This window comes from Streptomyces sp. NPDC051555 (genome assembly GCF_044454405.1).
Lineage (GTDB): Bacteria > Actinomycetota > Actinomycetes > Streptomycetales > Streptomycetaceae > Streptomyces.
The window spans coordinates 52,755-71,113 of record NZ_JBITDP010000015.1; the positions used below are offsets into that span (position 1 = coordinate 52,755).

The 18,359-nt window shown below is 73.2% G+C and carries 16 protein-coding genes; 5 read left to right on the plus strand and 11 right to left on the minus strand.

Annotation, left to right across the window (positions count from 1 at the left end; translation table 11 throughout):
* Positions 1-31 precede the first annotated feature (31 nt).
* Entirely contained in the window at positions 32-577 is a 546-nt protein-coding gene (locus ACIBEA_RS27390; protein WP_399265320.1) for a hypothetical protein, read from the plus strand.
* On the opposite strand, the gene ACIBEA_RS27395 is transcribed toward ACIBEA_RS27390, so the two are convergent.
* The 5 genes from ACIBEA_RS27395 to ACIBEA_RS27415 form a co-directional block, all read right to left on the minus strand.
* A complete protein-coding gene (locus ACIBEA_RS27395) occupies positions 567-1,649 on the minus strand; it encodes a hypothetical protein (protein WP_399265322.1) in 1,083 nt (360 codons plus the stop codon). The genes ACIBEA_RS27390 and ACIBEA_RS27395 overlap by 11 nt on opposite strands.
* Before the next feature lie 48 nt (positions 1,650-1,697).
* Positions 1,698-3,248: an alpha/beta hydrolase gene (locus tag ACIBEA_RS27400; protein ID WP_399265324.1), complete on the minus strand. Its 1,551-nt coding sequence runs from the start codon at positions 3,246-3,248 to the stop codon at positions 1,698-1,700.
* A 255-nt stretch (positions 3,249-3,503) separates the two neighbouring features.
* A complete protein-coding gene (locus tag ACIBEA_RS27405) occupies positions 3,504-3,959 on the minus strand; it encodes a tellurite resistance TerB family protein (protein ID WP_399265326.1) in 456 nt (151 codons plus the stop codon).
* A 117-nt stretch (positions 3,960-4,076) separates the two neighbouring features.
* Positions 4,077-4,844, minus strand: a complete 768-nt coding sequence (locus ACIBEA_RS27410) for an anti-sigma factor domain-containing protein (protein ID WP_399265328.1) — start codon at positions 4,842-4,844, stop codon at positions 4,077-4,079.
* Positions 4,841-5,443: a sigma-70 family RNA polymerase sigma factor gene (locus ACIBEA_RS27415; RefSeq protein ID WP_399265330.1), complete on the minus strand. Its 603-nt coding sequence runs from the start codon at positions 5,441-5,443 to the stop codon at positions 4,841-4,843. Before ACIBEA_RS27415 ends, ACIBEA_RS27410 begins: the two co-directional genes overlap by 4 nt.
* A gap of 245 nt (positions 5,444-5,688) precedes the next feature.
* Between ACIBEA_RS27415 and ACIBEA_RS27420 the strand changes: the two genes are divergently transcribed.
* From ACIBEA_RS27420 to ACIBEA_RS27435, 4 genes are all read left to right on the plus strand, one after another.
* Positions 5,689-7,353, plus strand: coding sequence for a molybdopterin-dependent oxidoreductase (locus tag ACIBEA_RS27420; RefSeq protein ID WP_399265566.1), 1,665 nt, complete (start codon positions 5,689-5,691; stop codon positions 7,351-7,353).
* Positions 7,354-7,446: 93 nt separating this feature from the next.
* Positions 7,447-8,094, plus strand: coding sequence for a fasciclin domain-containing protein (locus ACIBEA_RS27425; RefSeq protein ID WP_399265332.1), 648 nt, complete (start codon positions 7,447-7,449; stop codon positions 8,092-8,094).
* 139 nt (positions 8,095-8,233) lie between these two features.
* Entirely contained in the window at positions 8,234-10,369 is a 2,136-nt protein-coding gene (locus tag ACIBEA_RS27430) for a restriction endonuclease (RefSeq protein WP_399265334.1), read from the plus strand.
* 139 nt (positions 10,370-10,508) lie between these two features.
* The gene (locus tag ACIBEA_RS27435; RefSeq protein ID WP_399265336.1) at positions 10,509-11,096 is read left to right on the plus strand and encodes an NADPH-dependent FMN reductase; all 588 of its coding nucleotides are present in this window, start codon (positions 10,509-10,511) and stop codon (positions 11,094-11,096) included.
* 66 nt (positions 11,097-11,162) lie between these two features.
* Here the strand turns inward: ACIBEA_RS27435 and kdpC are convergent, their stop codons facing one another.
* From kdpC to ACIBEA_RS27465, 6 genes are all read right to left on the minus strand, one after another.
* Positions 11,163-11,795, minus strand: a complete 633-nt coding sequence (gene kdpC / locus ACIBEA_RS27440; RefSeq protein ID WP_399265338.1) for a potassium-transporting ATPase subunit KdpC — start codon at positions 11,793-11,795, stop codon at positions 11,163-11,165.
* 6 nt (positions 11,796-11,801) lie between these two features.
* Positions 11,802-13,913 carry a potassium-transporting ATPase subunit KdpB gene (gene kdpB / locus ACIBEA_RS27445; protein WP_399265340.1) on the minus strand — a complete coding sequence of 704 codons (2,112 nt, stop codon included), beginning with the start codon at positions 13,911-13,913 and terminating at the stop codon, positions 11,802-11,804.
* A complete protein-coding gene (gene kdpA, locus ACIBEA_RS27450) occupies positions 13,910-15,574 on the minus strand; it encodes a potassium-transporting ATPase subunit KdpA (protein WP_399265342.1) in 1,665 nt (554 codons plus the stop codon). The genes kdpB and kdpA overlap by 4 nt, the downstream gene beginning before the upstream one ends.
* 5 nt (positions 15,575-15,579) lie before the next feature.
* Positions 15,580-15,669, minus strand: coding sequence for a K(+)-transporting ATPase subunit F (kdpF, locus tag ACIBEA_RS27455; RefSeq protein ID WP_354378716.1), 90 nt, complete (start codon positions 15,667-15,669; stop codon positions 15,580-15,582).
* On the minus strand, positions 15,666-15,788 hold the full coding sequence (locus ACIBEA_RS27460; RefSeq protein WP_354378717.1) for a hypothetical protein: 123 nt from the start codon (positions 15,786-15,788) through the stop codon (positions 15,666-15,668). The genes kdpF and ACIBEA_RS27460 overlap by 4 nt, the downstream gene beginning before the upstream one ends.
* Positions 15,789-15,860: 72 nt before the next feature.
* The gene (locus ACIBEA_RS27465) at positions 15,861-18,155 is read right to left on the minus strand and encodes a SpoIIE family protein phosphatase (RefSeq protein WP_399265345.1); all 2,295 of its coding nucleotides are present in this window, start codon (positions 18,153-18,155) and stop codon (positions 15,861-15,863) included.
* Between the last annotated feature and the right edge of the window lie 204 nt (positions 18,156-18,359).

Genomic DNA, 18,359 nt, shown 5'->3' on the forward strand with positions numbered 1-18,359 from the left:
CCCGGCCCCGGGCCGGTTCAGGAGCCTTCCGATGAGACACCTCACCCGCCGCACCGCCGGTGCGCTCGCCGCCGCGGCCGCCGTCCTCGCACTCGCCTCGGGCTGCTCCGGCGGCCCGGCCGCCGACAGCGCCGAGGCGGCAGGAGACGCGGCCGGATCCGCCGCCCCCGTCGTCCTGCCCGCGCCGCGCGGCGCCCCGGCGCCGGCCGCCGTACTGGCGCACCCGGCCGCGCAGGGCGAGGTCCGCGTCGAAGAGGGCCCCTTCACCGACCGGGTGAAGCTGACCGCCCTCAAGCTCACCGACAAGGCGTCCGTCACGGGGCACCTGGCGATCACCTCCGACATCAGTGACGTCCTGGCCCTGGAGGTCGGGGCGGCGTACTACGACGCGAGCGGACACCTGCTGGGGACCGCGAAGTTCCAGTACCAGGAGGAGGGCGAGGACGCGAAGGGCACCGCGCACCACGACGGTCCGCGCGCGGCCGGCGAAGGCATCGACTTCACGGTTCCCGCGGGCCAGTTCGCCCAGGCTCCGGCGAGCGCGGTGCTGTCCGTCCCGGTCCTCGTCAACGAGTAGCGGCGTCCGCGCCCGGGCCGCCGCGTCGCAGCAGACCGTAGGCCCAGCGCTCGTTCAGCCCGGCGAGGAAGCCCACGCCGCCCCAGAAGAAGAAGCCCTTGATGAGGGCCTGGTGGTCCGCCGCGGACAGCGGACCGGCCCCGCAGGCGCCGTCGGGGACGGCGGGCGGGGTGAGCAGGGCCAGGATCCCGCCGGTGATGAGGACGAAGAGGGACACGGCCAGGAACCAGCCGACGACCACCCGGTACCAGCCCTCCTGACGCATCAGCCGGGCCAGTTGGACCGGATCGCCGGGAACGTCGGCCGCCGCGTCCGCCGCGTCCGCCGCAGTGGGTTCGGCTGACGATTGCGCTGACGGCTGCGCTGACGACTGCGTTGACGGCTGCGTTGACGAGTCCGCCGACGCTTCCGCGAGTGCGCCGGTGCCCGTGGGCCGGGTGCTCGGGGCGTCGCGCAGCCTGACGACGACGCTCAAGACCGCTCCCAGCGCCCCGCCGGAGAAGCAGATCAGGGCCTGCGCGAGGGTGAGCCGCTCGGGGCAGCCGAGTGCGGACCCGAACAGCGGCGGCAACGTCTCGGCCGCGGCGAGGGCCAGCACGAGGGCCACCGGGCTGAACAGCACCCCGACGGAGAGGCCCGTGTTCAGGCCCCGCGCACCCGCGAGCGCCGCGTCCGCCGCGAGCGAGCGCGCCGCGGCGTCGGCCTCCACCCGGAGCACGTCGGTACGAGGTGCGGCCGCACCGGACCCGGCCCCTCCGGCTTCCGTGGCACGCGCCGCCGCCTCGGCTTCCGCCGCCTCCGCCGTCTCGCGCAGGGCCGTACGGACCGCGTGCTCCAGCTCGCGGCACACCGCCGCCCGGGTGCGCTGCTCGAAGGACCGCTGGGCCGCCCGGTGGAGGCGTTCGACGCGGGCGTACCGCACCGGCGCCGCACGCCGCAGGCGCAGTAGCCCAGGGTCCTCCTCGCCGAGGCCCAACGCGGCGGCCAGCGAGCGGGGTTCGACCTCGGCCGCCCCCAGCAACCACGCCCCGACGCGCCGCACCCACCCCTGGCGCTCCTGTTGTTGACGCATACCCGTCAGATTACGGTCCGCCGGGTCCGCCCGGTCGGCCGACCGCGGTCACTTCCCCGCGGCGCAGTACCGGTCCTCGGCCGGGCGGTGGCCGGTGGTCAGGAAGTCGGTCACCGCGCGGTCGCCGCAGGCATTGCCGTTGCCCAGGTAGACGCCGTGGCCCCCGTGGTCGACGGTGATCAGGCGGGCCCGGTCGCCGAAGGCCGCGCGCATCTTGAGAGCCCCGAAGTAGGGGGTGGCGGGGTCGCGCAGATTCTGGATCATCAGCACGTTGGAGGGGCCCCGGTCGGTGATCCGGGTGGGCTTGTCGACCGGCGCGTCCTTCCAGAAGGCGCAGGGGGTGATGTTCGCGGGCATCCCGGCGGTGAGCGGATGGGCCGCCCGGTCGGCGGCCGTGGCGCGGGCGTAGCCCTGCACGTCACCGGGCCACGTCACGTCGTTGCAGATCACCGCGACGGCGATCGCCGCGTCCTCGTCGCGCAGCGGCTGGGCCAGTTCGGGCGGCAGCACCGGGGTCGCGGCCGGGTCCTGGGCCTGCCGGACGAGCCGGGCGAGGCCCGGGAAGGCCGCGTCGCCATAGAGGGCGTTCTGCAGGGCCTGGCGCAGCAGGTTCCCGGTCAGGGGCACCCCCTCGGTGGTCGAGGTCCGGGGCGTGCGGTCGAGCGTGGCGGCCAGGGCGAGGAAGAGCGGGCGCACCTCCTCGGGGCGCTCGGCGACGCGCAGGCCCTCGGCCGCGCGGGCCGGGTCGGCGGCCCAGGCCGCGAAGTCGGGGAACCGGTCGTCGGCCCCCTGCGCCATGTTCGCGAGCCAGCCGCGAGCCACCCGCGCGGGGTCGGGGTCACCGCTGCTGTCCAGCACCCAACGGTCGGTGCGCCGGGGGTACTGCTGGGCGTAGACCGCGCCGACGTAGGCGCCGTAAGAGGTCCCCCAGGCCGACAGCTTCTGCTCGCCCAGGGCCCGGCGCAGCCGGTCCATGTCCCGGACCTGGTTGGCGGTGGTGAAACTGCGCAGCACCGCACCGCCGTTGGTCCGGCAGGCCTCGGCCACCCGGCGGGCGCGGGCCACGTTCTCCTCGATGCCGCCGTCCGCGCCGGGCCAGCCCCGCAGGGTGCTGAGCCGGCGGTCCTCGGGAGCCAGTCCGCAGCTCGCGGTGGTACTGGCGCCCACGCCCCGCGGGTCGAGGCCCACCAGGTCGTATCCGCCCGCCAGCTCCTTCCGCAGCGCCTCGCCCTTCTGGGCCAGCCGCTGCACCCCGGAGCCGCCCGGTCCCCCGGGCAGCATCATCAGCGTGCCGCGGCGGGCGGCCGGCCGGTCGCTGCGGAGCCGGGAGACCGCCAGCGAGAGCTGCTGCCCGTCCGGGTCGCGGTAGTCGAGCGGGACGGGCAGCTCGGCGCACTCCTGACCGGCGGGCCCGCCGGGCCGCTCGCAGAGGTGCCAAGCCAGCGCGGGGACCCCTGCGCTCTCGGCCGTGGCCTGCGCACTCGCCCCGACCGCCCCGACCGCCGCGTCGGCCCGCGGGGCGAAGGCCACGGTCAGCGCGGCTGCGGCGGTCACGGCGGAGAGGGCGAGAGCGGCGCTGGTGCGGGTGTAGGTCGTCATGCGACACAGCCTGGTCGGCCGGAGCCCGCCGTCCCATCCGGCAGGCGTGACGACCGGGGTGGGGCTAGCCCCCGGGGGAACCCTTCGGGGTCGCCCCGGGGATGCCGGCTGTAGCGCGGTCCCCGGGCGGGCCGTCGCCGGGTCGTCGACAGACCCCCGGCAGACCCCCGGCGGGCCCTCGACAGACCCCCGACGGGCCCCCGGCAGACCCCCGACGGGCTCTCGACAGACCGTCGCCGGTCCCTCGGCGGTCCGTCAGAGGTCGAACTCGTGCGGGGGCAGGCCCAGTGCGAAGCACGCCTCGCGGACGACGGCCTGCTCGGTCTTGTCGAAGTCGCCGTCGGCGCCGCCGATGACGATGCCGATCTGGATGACCGCGCGCGCCTCCGCGGGCTTCTTCTTCGCCTTGGCTATCTCCTGCATGACGCTGACCTTGCCGAAGTCGAAGTCGGCGGCCAGCTTGTCCAGGTTCTCGTCGAAGCGCCGCCGCAGCTCGTCGGCCGGGAAGTTCTGGAGCACCTCGTTCGTCCCGATCAGCTGGGCCACGCGCTGGCGTTCGGCGGCGTCGATCGTGCCGTCGGCCGCGGCCACGAGTGCGCACATCGCCATGCTGGAGTCCCTGAACGCCCCGCTCTTGAGGTCGTTCCGCTTCGCCACCAGCTGCGTCTGCATCGTCGCGGCGGAATCCTTGACGCGGTCCCACAGGGCCATTTCTGTCTCCTTATGTCATAGATCGGCACCCGGACAACGGACGGGACCCCTCGTCCGTGCCCGGCCTGCCGATCTCGTCCACATCGGCTGAATCCTTCCGCTTCGGCCGGTGGCGCACTACGCCGGCAGCGCCATGACCAGGACCGGGGCGGTGGTGGGGCTCGCGGAGCCGCCCGCCGGTTCGACGGTGAGTCCGATCGCCGTGGCGTCCCGCACCGCCCCGTCCAGGAGCAGCGCGTGCCCGCCGCCCAGCAGCCCGGCCGGACGCATGGAGCCGTGCTCCGAGAACCACAGCTGGTACGTCGTCCCCGCGGGCGTCGCCGGCAACTGCGGCGCCAGCACCACCGCTTGGTCGCGGGCGGCCGAGGTGACGACGGTGACCCGGGCCCCGGTCGCGGTCCGGCCGGTGGCGGTACGGGCGTCCGGCGCGGCCAGCACCGCGGCGAGCGCTTCGCTGCGCGCCCCGGCCCGGTCGGCGTCCTGCTGCGCGGACTGCCGCACCCGGTCCGCCCGCCCGGCCCGTTCGTGCTGGTCCAGGGCGAGCGCTCCGAAGGTGACGGCCGCAGCGACGCTGGCCGCGATCACGAAGACCCCGCCGCGCCGCCGGATCCGGGTGGCGAGCTCGGCGTAGCGTCCCGGCGCCGGTACGCGCGGCGGGAGTTGGCGCACGGTGTCGATGCGGTCCAGCACCCGCGCCTTCAGCTCGGGCGGCGGGGTCACGGCGGCCGCCGACGCGAGCCGGGCGGCGGTCGCGGCGAACTCCCGCACCTCCTGGGCGCAGGAGGTGCAGTGGTCGAGGTGCCGGGTGAAGGCGTGGCGCTCGTCGGGGCCCAGCGCGTCGAGCGCGTACGCACCGGTGAGGGCGTGCGGGTCTTCGGTCTTCACGTGGTCACCCCCATGCAGTCGCGCAGCCGGATCAGTCCGTCGCGCATACGGGTCTTGATGGTCGGGAGCGGGGTCTGCAGGGTCTGCGCCACTTCTCGGTAGGTCAGGCCCTGGTAGTAGGCCAGCGTGACGGTCTCACGCTGGAGTTCGGTCAGGCGGCGCAGGCAGCGGCGCACCTGTTCGCTCTCCAGCCGGGTCTCCACCTGCTCGCTGACCTCGTCGAAGGGGGGTGTCAGCGAGCCGAGGGCGTCCTTGTGGTCGCGGTTCGCGGCCGCCTGCGCGGAGCGCACCCGATCCACGGCGCGCCGGTGCGCGAGGGTGGCCACCCAGGTCATGACGGAGCCCTGGGCGCTCTGGTAGCGGGCCGCCCCGCGCCAGATCTCGATCATCACTTCCTGGGTCACCTCCTCGGACTGCGCGCGGTCCCGCAGGACCTTGAGGACGATGCCGAAAACGGGTCCGGCGATCACGTCGTAGAGCGCGGCGAAGGCGTCCTGGTCGCCGAGCGCGACCCTGGCCATCAGTTCCGCCGGGTCGGGCCGGACGGATCGCTCGTGGCGGTCTCCCTCGCCGCTGCCGAGGCGCACCGGTTGGCTCACCGCTCCGCCCTCCTTCGGTGGATCGCTTGCATGGGCAGTCCTTCGCGCCGCACGGCATGGGTGGTGGCACCCCGGGTCACCCGTTCTTCGGAGCCGGGGCCCGAACGGATTGGCCCACCGCCCCACGGATCGGCCCGGCCGCGGCAGCACCCGGGCCCGCGCGCCGGGCGTCAACGTCCGCTCCGTCGCTCGCTCCACCGGGTGATCCCGCGGGCCCGACCAATCCGGGGGGCCCGGGGCGCCGAATCCCAGACGTGACCATCAACCGATCAGCCGTGAAGCACAGCGCCCTCGCCGCGCTGAGCGGCCTGCTGTCCGGATACACGGCGCTGGCCGTCGCGGAACTGATCGCCTCGTTCGTGCGGCCCCAGGCGGGGCCGGTCACCGCCGTCGGCGGTGCGGCCATCGACCGCACCCCCGCCCCGGTCAAGGACTTCGCGATCCGGCACTTCGGCAGCGACGACAAGCTCGTCCTCCAGCTCGGCATCGTCGCGACGCTCGGCCTCCTGGCCCTGCTGCTCGGCTGGTTCGCCCTGCGCCACCGGCGCACCGGCGCCGCCGGGGTGCTGGTCTTCGGCGTGCTCGGCGCGGCGGCCGCCCTCACCCGTCCCGACGCCTCCGGTCCGCTCGACGCCCTGCCCTCGCTGGTGGGCGCGGCCGCCGGGGCCGCGGTCCTGTACCTGCTCGTCGGGCGACTGCCGCGGCCCGCGACCGGGGCCGGTGCGACCGGGCCCGGTGGGGCCGGGGTCGGTGGGGCCGGGGTCGGTGGGGCCGGGGTCGGTGGGGCCGGGGTCGGTGGGGCCGGGGTCGCGGGCCGGGTCGACCGGCGCGGGTTCCTGCTCGTCGCCGGGGCCACCGCCGTCGTGGCCACCGGTGCGGGCGCGCTCGGGCGGACCCTGGGCGCGCGGCACGGGCAGGGTGCGGTGGCCTCCCGGGCCGCCGTCCGGCTGCCCGCTCCGGCGTCACCGGCGGCGCCGGTACCGGCCCGGGCCGCCCTGCGGATCCCCGGGATCAGCCCCTTCACCACCCCCAATGCCGACTTCTACCGGGTCGACACCGCCCTGGTCGTGCCGAAGGTCGACGCCGACACCTGGCGGCTGCGGTTGCACGGCAAGGGCGTGGCCCGCCCCCGCACGTACTCCTACCAGGAGCTCCTCGGCCGGGACCTGATCGAGCGGGACGTCACCCTCACCTGCGTGTCCAACGAGGTGGGCGGACCGTACGTCGGCACCGCGCGCTGGCTCGGCGTCCGGCTGGCCGACCTGCTCCGCGAGGCGGGCGTACGGCCCCCCTCGCGCGGCGGCCCGGCCGACCAGCTGGTGGCCCGATCCGTCGACGGGATGACCCTGGGCAGCCCGGTCGAGGACGTCATGGACGGCCGTGACGCGATGCTCGCGGTCGGCATGAACGGGGAGCCGCTCCCCTTCGACCACGGCTTCCCGGTCCGCATGCTCGTCCCCGGCCTCTACGGGTACGTGTCCGCCTGCAAGTGGATCCAGGACATCGAGCTGACCACCTTCGACGCCTACGACCCCTACTGGGTCCGCCGCTCCTGGGCCCGGCGCGCACCGATCAAGACCCAGGCGCGGATCGACACCCCCAAGCCGTTCGCCCGGCCACCGGCCGGGACGACGGTGATGGTCGGCGGGGTCGCCTGGGCCCAGCACCGCGGCATCCGCCGCGTGGAGGTGCGGATCGACGACGGCCCGTGGCAGGACGCCGACCTCGCGGACCAGGACACCGTCGACACCTGGCGGCAGTGGTCCTTCCCCTGGCGGACCACACCCGGCGGCCACACCCTCACCGTCCGCGCCACCGACGGCGCCGGTCACCTCCAGACCGACCGGCGCACCCCGACCATCCCCGACGGAGCGGACGGCTGGCACAGCGTCTTCGTCACCCCCGGCTGACCCCGGGGCACCGACCTCCCCGACTCACCCCGACCCACCCCGATCCATCCGCACCACCTCATGAGTGACCGCTACACCACCTTGGAGAACGCAATGAGCACGCTTCGTTTCCGCCGTACCGCTCTCGCCGTCGCCACCGCGGCCGTCCTGCCCTTCGCCCTGGCCGCCTGCTCCTCGGACCCGAACAAGGACAGTGCGTCGGGTCCGGCCGCCGATTCGCAGAGCGCGGCCGCCAGTTCGCCCGCCGCGAACGACTCGATGGGCACGGACAAGCCGTTCGGCCCGGCCTGTGCGGGCGTTCCCGCCACCGGTGCGGGCAGCTTCGACGGCATGGCCAAGGACCCGGTCGCCACGGCCGCCTCCCACAACCCGGCGCTGTCCACGCTGGTCGCCGCCGTGAAGCAGGCCGGACTGGTCGACACCCTCAACAACGCGAAGGGCATCACCGTCTTCGCGCCGACCAACGACGCCTTCGCCAAGATCCCGAAGGCCGACCTGGACAAGGTCCTCGCCGACAAGGCCCAGCTGACGAAGATCCTCACCTACCACGTGGTGGGCGAGAAGCTCACGCCGAAGCAGCTGGAGAACGGCTCCTTCGACACCCTGGAGAAGGGCAAGGTCACCACCACCGGATCCGGCACCTCCTACCAGGTCAACGACACCTCCACCGTGGTCTGCGGCAACGTCCCGACCGCCAACGCGACCGTCTACATCGTCGACACCGTCCTGATGCCCAAGTAGCAGCCGGGGGACGGACCCCGCAGGGAACCGAGCGCACCCTCGGGGCCGGTCGCCATCAGCGGCGACCGGCCCTGAGGCATGCCCGTCACCCGCTAGGGTTTGCGTGGGTATCGCACGGGGTCGGGGAGGGCCGGGGCGGATGAGTCGTCGTTCCAGTGGACTGGTCGGGATCTGGGCCGAGGCCCAGCGCCAACAGCAACGCTCGCAGGCCATGCAGCAGCGGGAGCGAGATCGCCAGCAGCGGGCCCAGGAACGCGACACGGCCCGCGGGCTGCGCGAACAGAAGGCGGCCTACCGCCAGTACCGGGACGCCGAGGCGCGCCGACTCACCGAGAGTCTGGAAGCCCAGGTCGCCGCCCTCCAGGGGCTGCTCGGCCAGGGCTGCGCCGCACCCGCCTTCCGGATCGCCACGCTGCGCCGCCCCGAGCAGGTCGAAGCCTTCAATCCGGGGGAGCTGGCGCGCCCCGTGCCGATGCCGGAGCCGCACCAGTTCCCCGTGCAGACCGGCTGGGGGATCGGGGCGGGCCGCCGGGCGCAGGCCGAGGCCGACGCCCACGCCCGCTACACGCGGGCCTGGCACGCGGCCCAGGCCGCCGAGGTGCAGCGCCAGCAGCAGCTCGCCGCCTACCGCGCCCAGTACGACCGGTGGGCGGGCGGACAGCTCGGGGAGGTCCGCGCGCACAACACCGGGATCGCCGAGCTCGCGGCCTCGCTGCGCGCCGGGGACCCCGAATCCGCCGTCGAGTACTTCTCGGCCGCGCTGTACGCGTCCTCGGGCTGGCCCGAGGAACTGCCGCGCGCGCTGAGCGCCGCCTATGACCCCGGGGCCCGCCAACTGGTCCTGGACTGGGAGCTCCCGGGCTTCGACGTGGTGCCGACCGCGAAGTCGGTGCGGTACATGCCGAGCACGGACCAGGACAAGGAGTCACCGCTCCCGGTGGGCCAGCGCCGGGCCGTGTACCGCGACCTGCTGGCGCAGTGCGCCCTGTTGGTCCTGCGGGACCTGTTCGAGGCGGACGAGTTCGGCGCCCTGGAGTCGGTGGCCCTCAACGGCTACGTGGACGACCACGACCCGGCGACGGGCCGCCCGGCCCAGATCTTCCTGGCCACGGTGATGGCGACCCGCCCCTCCTTCGCCGCCCTCCACCTGGCCCAGGTGAACCCGGTCGACTGCCTGACCGGAGCGCTGCGGGGTCAGCTGTCGGCCCGTCCCGACGCGCTGACCGCCGTACGTCCGGCCCGCACACCGCAGGACGTCGGCTCGGGCGTGGTCACGCACGGCAGCGGTCAGGGCGGCGGTGACGGCCCCGGGGGCGGTGACGGGGAGCCCGATCTGTTCGCCATGGATCCCATCGAGTTCGAGGCCCTGGTCGCCGAGCTCTTCCGGGCCATGGGGATGCGGGCCGTGATGACCACGCGGTCCAACGATGGCGGAGTGGATGTCGAGGCGACCGACCCGACCCCCATCCGCGGCGGCTCGATCGTGGTGCAGGTCAAGCGGTACCGCAACACCGTGCCGCCGACGGCCGTGCGCGACCTGTACGGCACGGTCCAGGGGGCCGGAGCCAACAAGGGCGTGCTGGTGACCACTTCGGGCTTCGGGCCCGGGTCGCACCACTTCGCCCAGGGCAAGCCGCTGGAACTGGTCTCCGGGCCGGAGCTGGTGGACCTGCTGCACCGCCACGGCCTGCGCGGCCGCCTCGGGGACGGTGGCCGTCCGACCGCGTCCGTGCCCGCCCAGCGCGACGCCACCCAGCACGACGCCGCCCCCGCGCCCACGGCCGCCTCCGCCGAGTACAACGTCCTCGGCATGTCCTGGTCGGGCCCGGTCATGCTCGACGTGTGCGCGCTCGTCTGCCAGGGGACCCGCGTGCTCAGTGACGAGCACTTCGTCTTCTTCAACAACCACAGCACGCCCGATGGTTCGGTACGCAGCCGCGCCCACACCCCGCCGGACCGGGCCGCGATCGAGGTGGCCTTCGACTCCCTCCCCGACCGCGCCGACCGGCTGGTCCTGGTCGCGGCAGTGGACACCGAGGCCCATCCGCACGCCGACCTGTCCGGCTTCGCCGCCGCCCGGATCCGACTGCTCGGCAGCGACGGGTCGGAGATCGACCAGCTGGAGGTGTCCGACGGACGCCCCGGGGAGACCGCTCTGGTGCTGGGATCCTTCCGCCGACGAGCCGGCGGCGACTGGTCCTTCGTAGCGGGCGGCAAGGGGTACCCGGGCGGACTGGCCGCCCTCGTGCACGACTTCGGGATCGCCACGGAGTGACGGTCCGGGCCGCCCCAACAGGGGCTGTCCGAGCGGCTGTTTCACGTGAAACACCGCGTTTCACGTGAAACAGTTCATTCGTTTCACGTGAAACCCCCGACCAGAGAACCAAGATCGACTCGCACGTACCCTCCCTGCCATGGACAACAACGCACCCTGGAACAAGCTCGCCGTCATCGTCGGCTCCACCCGCGAAGGCCGCTTCGCCCCGAACGTCGCCGCATGGTTCACCGCGCTCGCCACCGAGCACGCGGGCTTCGAGGTCGACGTCATCGACGTGGCCGCGCTGGAGCTTCCTGCCGCCCACCCGAACTGGGGCACCCCGCGCACCCCCGCGCTGGAGGAGCTGTCCGAGCGCCTCATCGCGGCGGACGCGTTCGTCGTCATCACCCCCGAGTACAACCACAGCTACCCGGCCCACCTGAAGCACTTCCTCGACCTGCACACCACCCAGTGGCACGCCAAGCCGGTCGCCTTCGTCTCCTACGGCGGCGTCTCCGGCGGTCTGCGGGCCGTCGAGCACCTGCGCCAGGTCTTCGCCGAGCTGCACTGCGTCACGATCCGGGACTCGGTCAGCTTCCACGGCGCCTGGGACCACTTCGCCGAGGGCGGCCAGGCCCATGACCCGCAGGGGGCGGCCGGCGCCGCGAAGACCCTGCTGGACCGGCTGACCTGGTGGGCCACCACCCTGCGCGAGGGCCGCACGACCCGCCCGTACAACTCCTGATCCGCCACCGCACGCCGACGGGTCCGGTCCGCTCCGCGGTCCGGACCCGTTCGTACGTCACCCGGTTCAGCCGGCCAGGGACTTCAGTGCGACGTTCAACTCCAGGACGTTGACCCGGGGGTCTCCCATGAAGCCCAGGGTGCGGCCTTCGGTGTGCGCGGCGACGAGCTGCTCCACCTTGGCCACCGGGAGGTGGTTCTTCGCGGCGATCCGGCGGACCTGGAGGGCCGCGTAGGCCGGGGAGATCGCCGGGTCCAGGCCGGAGCCCGAGGAGGTCACGGCGTCGGCGGGGACCTGCGCGAGCGTCGGGGTGAAGCCGGGGACCGTGTTGTCCGCGACGACCTTCTGCTGGGCCTCTCGGACCGCCTTGACCAGGTCCGGGTTGTCGGCCGCCTTGTTGGAGGCACCGGAGACCAGCAGCGCGTACTGGGTGTTGATGGTGTTCTGGCCCAGACCGGCCGCGGGCCGGGACTGGAACCAACGGAGGTCGTCCCCGTAGCCCTGCCCGATGACGGAGGAGCCGACGACGGCGCCGGTGTGGTCCTTGACCTCGGAGCCGTTGGCCTGGTCGTGGAAGGCGGCTTGGGCGATGCCGGTGACGGCGAGGGGGTAGAGGACCCCGCAGATCACGGTCAGAACGAGGAGGGCGCGGAGACCCGCGCCGATCAGGCGCGCGGTGTTGCCTACTGCGTTGTTCATGACGGATCAGCCGATTCCGGGGATGAGGGTGATGAGCATGTCGATGAGCTTGATGCCGATGAAGGGGGCGATGAGGCCACCCACTCCGTAGAGGCCGAGGTTGCGGCGGAGCATCTTGTCGGCGCTGGTGGGTCGGTAGCGGACGCCCTTGAGGGCGAGCGGCACGAGCGCGATGATGATCAGTGCGTTGAAGATGACGGCGGAGAGGATCGCGGACTCGGGGGAGGCCAGGCCCATGATGTTGAGCTTGTCCAGGCCCGGGTAGACCACCGCGAACATGGCGGGGATGATCGCGAAGTATTTGGCGACGTCGTTGGCGATGGAGAAGGTGGTCAGTGCTCCTCGGGTGATGAGGAGTTGCTTGCCGATCTCGACGATCTCGATGAGTTTGGTGGGGTTGGAGTCCAGGTCCACCATGTTCCCGGCTTCCTTGGCGGCCGAGGTTCCGGTGTTCATGGCCACGCCGACGTCGGCCTGGGCGAGCGCGGGGGCGTCGTTCGTGCCGTCGCCGGTCATGGCCACGAGCTTGCCGCCGGCCTGTTCGCGCTTGATGAGGGCCATCTTGTCCTCGGGCGTCGCTTCCGCGAGGAAGTCGTCGACACCGGCCTCTTCGGCGATGGCCTTGGCGGTGAGCGGGTTGTCACCGGTGATCATGATGGTCTTGATGCCCATGCGCCGCAGCTCGTCGAAGCGTTCGCGCATGCCCTCCTTGACCACGTCCTTGAGGTGGATGACACCCAGGATCCGGGCGCCGCGGGCGTCCTCGACCGCGACGAGGAGCGGAGTGCCGCCGGCCTCGGAGATCCGGTTGGCCAGAACGTCGGCGTCCTCGGCGACCTGGCCGCCCTGCTCGGTCACCCAGGCGATGACGGATCCGGCGGCGCCCTTGCGGGTCTTGCGGCCGTCCACGTCGACGCCGGACATCCGGGTCTGGGCGGTGAAGGCGATCCATTCGGCGTGGGCGAGTTCGCCCTGGTGGCGTTCGCGCAGGCCGTACTTCTCCTTCGCCAGGACCACGATCGAGCGGCCCTCGGGGGTCTCGTCGGCCAACGACGACAGCTGCGCGGCGTCGGCGAGCTCGGCCTCGGTCGTGCCCTTGACGGGGACGAACTCGCTGGCCTGACGGTTGCCGAGGGTGATGGTGCCGGTCTTGTCCAGCAGCAGCGTGGAGACGTCGCCGGCGGCTTCGACCGCGCGCCCGGACATGGCCAGGACGTTGCGCTGCACGAGCCGGTCCATGCCCGCGATACCGATCGCGGAGAGCAGCGCCCCGATCGTCGTGGGGATCAGGCAGACCAGCAGTGCGGTGAGCACGATCATCGACTGCTCGGCGCCCGCGTAGATAGCGAAGGGCTGGAGGGTGACGACCGCGAGCAGGAAGACGATGGTGAGCGAGGCCAGCAGGATGTTGAGGGCGATCTCGTTCGGGGTCTTCTGCCGGGCCGCGCCTTCGACGAGGGCGATCATGCGGTCGATGAAGGTCTCGCCGGGCTTCGTCGTGATCTTGATGACGACGCGGTCGGAGAGGACCTTGGTGCCGCCGGTGACCGCACTGCGGTCACCGCCCGACTCCCGGATGACGGGGGCCGATTCGCCGGTGATGGCGGACTCGTCGACGGAGGCGACGCCTTCGACGACGTCACCGTCGCCGGGGATGATGTCACCGGCCTCGCAGACCACGAGGTCACCGATCCGCAGCTCGGTGCCGGGGACCTGCTCCTCGACGGTTCCGCTGAGGCGGCGGGCGACGGTGTCGGTCTTGGCCTTGCGCAGGGTGTCGGCCTGGGCCTTGCCCCGGCCCTCGGCGACGGCCTCGGCGAGGTTGGCGAAGATCGTGGTCAGCCACAGCCAGGCCGTGATGGCCCAGCCGAACCAGTCGGTCGGGTTCCCCAGGGCCAGCACGGTGGTGACGACCGAACCGATCAGCACCACGAACATGACCGGGGACTTGACCATCACCCGCGGATCGAGCTTGCGGACGGCGTCCGGGAAGGACTTCAAGAGCTGCGCCGGGTCGAAGAGGCCGGCACCGACCCGCCCTTGCTCCGGCGCGTGTCCGGTGGGGGCGTCCTGGTGCGGTGCCCGCGTGGGCGTGGGGGTGGGGGTGGCGGTGCTCATGAGGCGAGCCCTTCGGCGAGCGGGCCCAGCGCCAGGGCCGGGAAGTAGGTCAGTCCGGTGATGATGATGATCGTGCCGACCAACAGGCCCGCGTAGAGCGGCTTGTCGGTGCGCAAGGTGCCCGCCGTCTCCGGGACCGGCCGCTGCTCGCCCAGCGAGCCCGCCAGTGCGAGGACGAACACCATCGGGAGGAAGCGGCCCAGCATCATGGCGAGGCCGATGGTGGTGTTGAACCACGGGGTGTCGGCGCTCAGCCCCGCGAAGGCGGACCCGTTGTTGTTGGCGCCCGAGGTGTAGGCGTAGAGGACCTCGGAGAATCCGTGCGCCCCGGCATTGGCCATCGACTCCCGCGGCCCGCTCAGGGCCATCGCCACCGCGGTGAACCCGAGGACGAGTACGGGGGTGATGAGGATGTAGCAGGCGGCCAGCTTGATCTGGCGGGTGCCGATCTTCTTGCCGAGGTACTCGGGGGTCCGGCCGACCATCAGGCCGGCGATGAACACCGCGATGATCGCCATGACCAGCATGCCGTAGAGGCCGGAACCGACACCGCCGGGCGCGATCTCGCCCAGCTGCATGCCGAGCAGCTGGATGCCGCCGCCGAGCCCGGTGTAGGAGGAGTGGAAGGAGTTGACCGCGCCGGTCGAGGTCAGGGTGGTGGCGACCGAGAAGATCGCCGACCCACCGATGCCGAAGCGGGTCTCCTTGCCCTCCATCGCGCCGCCTGCGGCCTGCAACGCCGGTCCGTGGTGCGCGAACTCGGTCCACATCATCAGCGCGGTGAAACCGAGCCAGATCACGGCCATCGTCGCCAGGATCGCGTAGCCCTGGCGCAGGCTTCCGACCATCCGCCCGAAGGTGCGGGTCATCGCGAAGGGGATGAGGAGGATCAGGAAGATCTCGAAGAGGTTGGAGAAGGGGGTCGGGTTCTCGAAGGGGTGGGCGGAGTTGGCGTTGAAGTAGCCGCCGCCGTTCGTGCCCAGTTCCTTGATGACCTCCTGCGAGGCCACCGCTCCGCCGTTCCACTGCTGCGTGCCGCCCATGAACTGGCCGACCTGGTGGATCCCGGAGAAGTTCTGGATGACCCCGCACGCGACGAGGACGAGCGCACCGATCACCGCGATCGGCACCAGGATGCGGACGGTGCCGCGGACGAGGTCCGCCCAGAAGTTGCCGAGGTCACCGGTGCGGGAGCGCGCGAAGCCCCGTACGAGGGCCACCGCGACGGCCATGCCGACCGCCGCCGAGACGAAGTTCTGCACCGCCAGCCCACCGGTCTGCACGACGTGGCCCATGGCCTGCTCGCCGGAGTACGACTGCCAGTTGGTGTTCGCCACGAAGGAGACGGCCGTGTTGAAGGCCTGGTCCGGCTTGATCGAGGCGAAGCCGAGCGAGCCGGGGAGCACGCCCTGCAACCGCAGCAGACCGTAGAGGAACAGCACGCTCACGCCGGAGAAGGCGAGGACGGCGCGCAGGTAGGCGGGCCAGCGCATCTGCGCGGACGGGTTCGCGCCGATGGCCCTGTAGATCCACTTCTCCGGCTTGTAGTGCTTCTCGGAGGAGTAGACGCGGGCCATGTAGTCGCCCAGCGGACGATAGGCGAGGGCCAGCGCGGCGACGAGCGCGAGGAGCTGGAGCACCCCGGACAGAACGGGACTCATCGGGGCTAGAACCTCTCCGGGAACACGAGGGCTATGACCAGATAGCCCAGCAGCGCGACGGCGACCAGCAGGCCGACGATGTTTTCGACGGTCACAGCTTGGCCACCCCCTTGGCGACGAAGGCCACCAGCGCGAAGAGCGCGACCGTGGTGACGACGAAGGCCAGATCGGCCATCGTGAGCTCCTGAGGGTTCCGGGGACGACTTTCGGACACCTCCGAGTGGAACCCCTGGAACGCCTCCCGCACACGTCCTTGACGGGCCCCATACGCCCCCGTAGGCGGCTTTTACGCCTCTCTAACGCCTGAGCCCGCCACCCGGCCCGACGCCCGGCCCGCCCCGTGGCCCGTCGCCCGTCCCGCCCCGTGGCCCGACACCTGGCCCGGGCCCGCCCGGGGCACCCGCACCACCACCAGGCTCGTGTCGTCGTCGGTGTCCCCGGTGACCTGCGACAGCAGGTCGTCCGCCATCGTCTCCACGGGCCCGGCCCCCACCCGCTCGGTCGCCCGCCGCAGCGCGGCCAGGCTCCGCTCCATGGCGACGTGCCGCCGCTCCACGAACCCGTCCGTGTACAGCAGCAGGGTGTCCCCGGGCCGCAGGTGCAGCTCCGCCTCCTCGTAGCCCGCCCCCGCCACGGCCCCGAGCAGGATGTTGTGCGGTGCCGCCAGGATCGCCGCCCGCCCGTCGCGCAGCAGCAGCAAGGGCGGGTGGCCCGCGCCGGCCCAGCGCAGCGAACCCGTCCGCGGGTCGTACACCGCGCACACCGCCGTGGCCGTGGGCCCGCCCCGGGTGCCCAGGGTGACCTCGTTGAGCCAGGCCATCAGGGCGCCCGGGTCCGCGCCGGTCACCGCGAGCCCGCGCAGCGCGTTGCGCAGCACGACCATGCTGGTCGCCGCGTCGATGCCGTGCCCCGCGATGTCCCCTACCGCGAGCATCACCCGGCCGTCCGGCAGGGCCAGTACGTCGTACCAGTCGCCGCCGACCAGGTAGTCCTGGGCGGCGGGCCGGTAGCGCGCCGCGATGTCCAGGCCGCCGGCTGGTTCCGTGACCGAGGGCGCCTCCGGGACGATCGCCCGCTGGAGCCGGAGCACGAACAGGGCCCGCGCCGTCGCGTCCTCGTGGGCCGCCGACAGCGCGAGCTCGTTGTGGTGCTGCGCGGAAACGTCCTGATAGACCCCGGTGAGCCCGACCAGCACCGCCCCCGACAGCAGGGGCTCGGCGGCGATCCGTACGTGCCGCACGCCTCCGTCCGCCCGGATCGCCCGGACCAGTGCCCGGTCCCCACGACGCCCCTCCACCAGGGAGGCCAGCAGCCCCTCCAGCAGGGGGACGTCCTCGGGATGCAGTCGGGCGCCGAGCCGGGCCAGCGGCACCGGCGGCGCGTCCGGGCCCATCCCGAAGACCGTGTACGTCTCCCGGCTCCAGTTCGTGGCACCCGTCAGCAGGTCCTCCGCGAAGTACCCGACCCGCTCCAGCCGCCCCAGGACCCGGGCCAGGGCCTCGCTGCGCAGGGCCGCTGCCTCCCACAGCACCGCGGCCCGCCCCCGCCCCAGCGGCAGCACCCGGACGTCGTCCAGTCCGCCCACCCGTCCCAGCCGCAGCGGCTCCGCCCCGGCGGCGGCGGGCCCCAGGACGCTCCAGGCGTACGGGAACACCTCGGCGCCCGACCGCCCCACCGGGCTGCGCACCGCGCCCAGCGCCCTGCGCGCGGCCGGGTTCACGTATTCCAGCCTGCCGTCCACCCCCAGCAGCGCCGCCGGGCCGGTGGCCAGCTCCAGCAGCACCTCCTCCCCGGCCCGGGTCCCGGGCGGATCCGGATCGCCCAGCAGCGCCCCGCAGGGCTCGCACAGCAGCTCGGCGGTGCGCCGCACCCGGTCGTCGGGGCCCTCGGCGGTGTCCCAGACGCACAGCGCCACCCCGACGATGTGCCCGTGTCGGCGCAGCGGCAGCACCGCGCGCGTCCCGGTACCGCCCGGCAGCCAGTCGTCCACGCCCCACCAGGCGGCCCCCTCCCACAGCACCCGGTGCAGCGGGGTGTCCGGCGGCACCCACTGCCAGTGCCGCGCCTCCTGGGGCCCCGCCCCGGCCTGTCCGGCCAGTGCGAGGCAGTCGGTGCCGGTCCGGCGCCAGAGGTAGAGCGTGCGCACCCCGATCCGGCGCAGCCCCCCGTCCAGCAGGGTGACGGCCGCCTCCCCGGCGGTGTCGGTCGCGAGGACGGCCGCCGTGGCCCGACGGATCCGCCGGGCTTCGGCCGGGGCCTCGGCGACCAGGGACTTCGCGGCGGCGTTCAGGATGTCGGCGGCCAGGTCACCGGCGCTGAGCCCGGTGCTGACGGCCAGCTCCAGCAGGTGGTCCGCCGCCTCGGCCGGGGTCACCCGGAGCTGGTCGACGAGCACCCCGGTGGCCAGGTCGAGCAGCCGCCGGCGCGCGCGGTCGTCGTACAGCTCGGCGACCTCGGCGGTCAGCGCGGAAACGGCCGCGGCCAGGGCGTCGTCGGCGGCGCCGCGCAGACCCCGGACCGCCTGCGGCCCGGGGTCCCGGCTGCTGTCCCCACCGGTGTCCCGGTCGATGTCCCGGCTCATGTCCCGGCTCCAGGTCCTCAAGGATCTCCAGTGTGCTCCCTGAGCAGCCCCGGGGTGTGCCTCCGGTCACTCGAACGGGTAAGCCCAGGGGCCACCGGGTATACCGGAGGGGTCAGCTCGCACGACGGCCGTGCCGCGATCAGGCAGTGCGACCACCCGTCGGAGGAGCACCACATGCTGCGAACAGATGACCGCCACCAGCTC

Bases quoted from the DNA above. Each gene is read 5' to 3' on its own strand.
- ACIBEA_RS27390 (WP_399265320.1), top strand. From the start codon at position 32: ATGAGACACCTCACCCGCCGCACCGCCGGTGCGCTCGCCGCCGCGGCC.
- ACIBEA_RS27465 (WP_399265345.1), bottom strand. From the start codon at position 18,155: ATGAGCCGGGACATCGACCGGGACACCGGTGGGGACAGCAGCCGGGAC.
- kdpC (WP_399265338.1), bottom strand. From the start codon at position 11,795: ATGAACAACGCAGTAGGCAACACCGCGCGCCTGATCGGCGCGGGTCTC.
- ACIBEA_RS27430 (WP_399265334.1), top strand. From the start codon at position 8,234: ATGAGTCGTCGTTCCAGTGGACTGGTCGGGATCTGGGCCGAGGCCCAG.
- kdpA (WP_399265342.1), bottom strand. From the start codon at position 15,574: ATGAGTCCCGTTCTGTCCGGGGTGCTCCAGCTCCTCGCGCTCGTCGCC.
- ACIBEA_RS27435 (WP_399265336.1), top strand. From the start codon at position 10,509: ATGGACAACAACGCACCCTGGAACAAGCTCGCCGTCATCGTCGGCTCC.
- ACIBEA_RS27405 (WP_399265326.1), bottom strand. From the start codon at position 3,959: ATGGCCCTGTGGGACCGCGTCAAGGATTCCGCCGCGACGATGCAGACG.
- kdpB (WP_399265340.1), bottom strand. From the start codon at position 13,913: ATGAGCACCGCCACCCCCACCCCCACGCCCACGCGGGCACCGCACCAG.
- ACIBEA_RS27400 (WP_399265324.1), bottom strand. From the start codon at position 3,248: ATGACGACCTACACCCGCACCAGCGCCGCTCTCGCCCTCTCCGCCGTG.
- ACIBEA_RS27425 (WP_399265332.1), top strand. From the start codon at position 7,447: ATGAGCACGCTTCGTTTCCGCCGTACCGCTCTCGCCGTCGCCACCGCG.
- ACIBEA_RS27395 (WP_399265322.1), bottom strand. From the start codon at position 1,649: ATGCGTCAACAACAGGAGCGCCAGGGGTGGGTGCGGCGCGTCGGGGCG.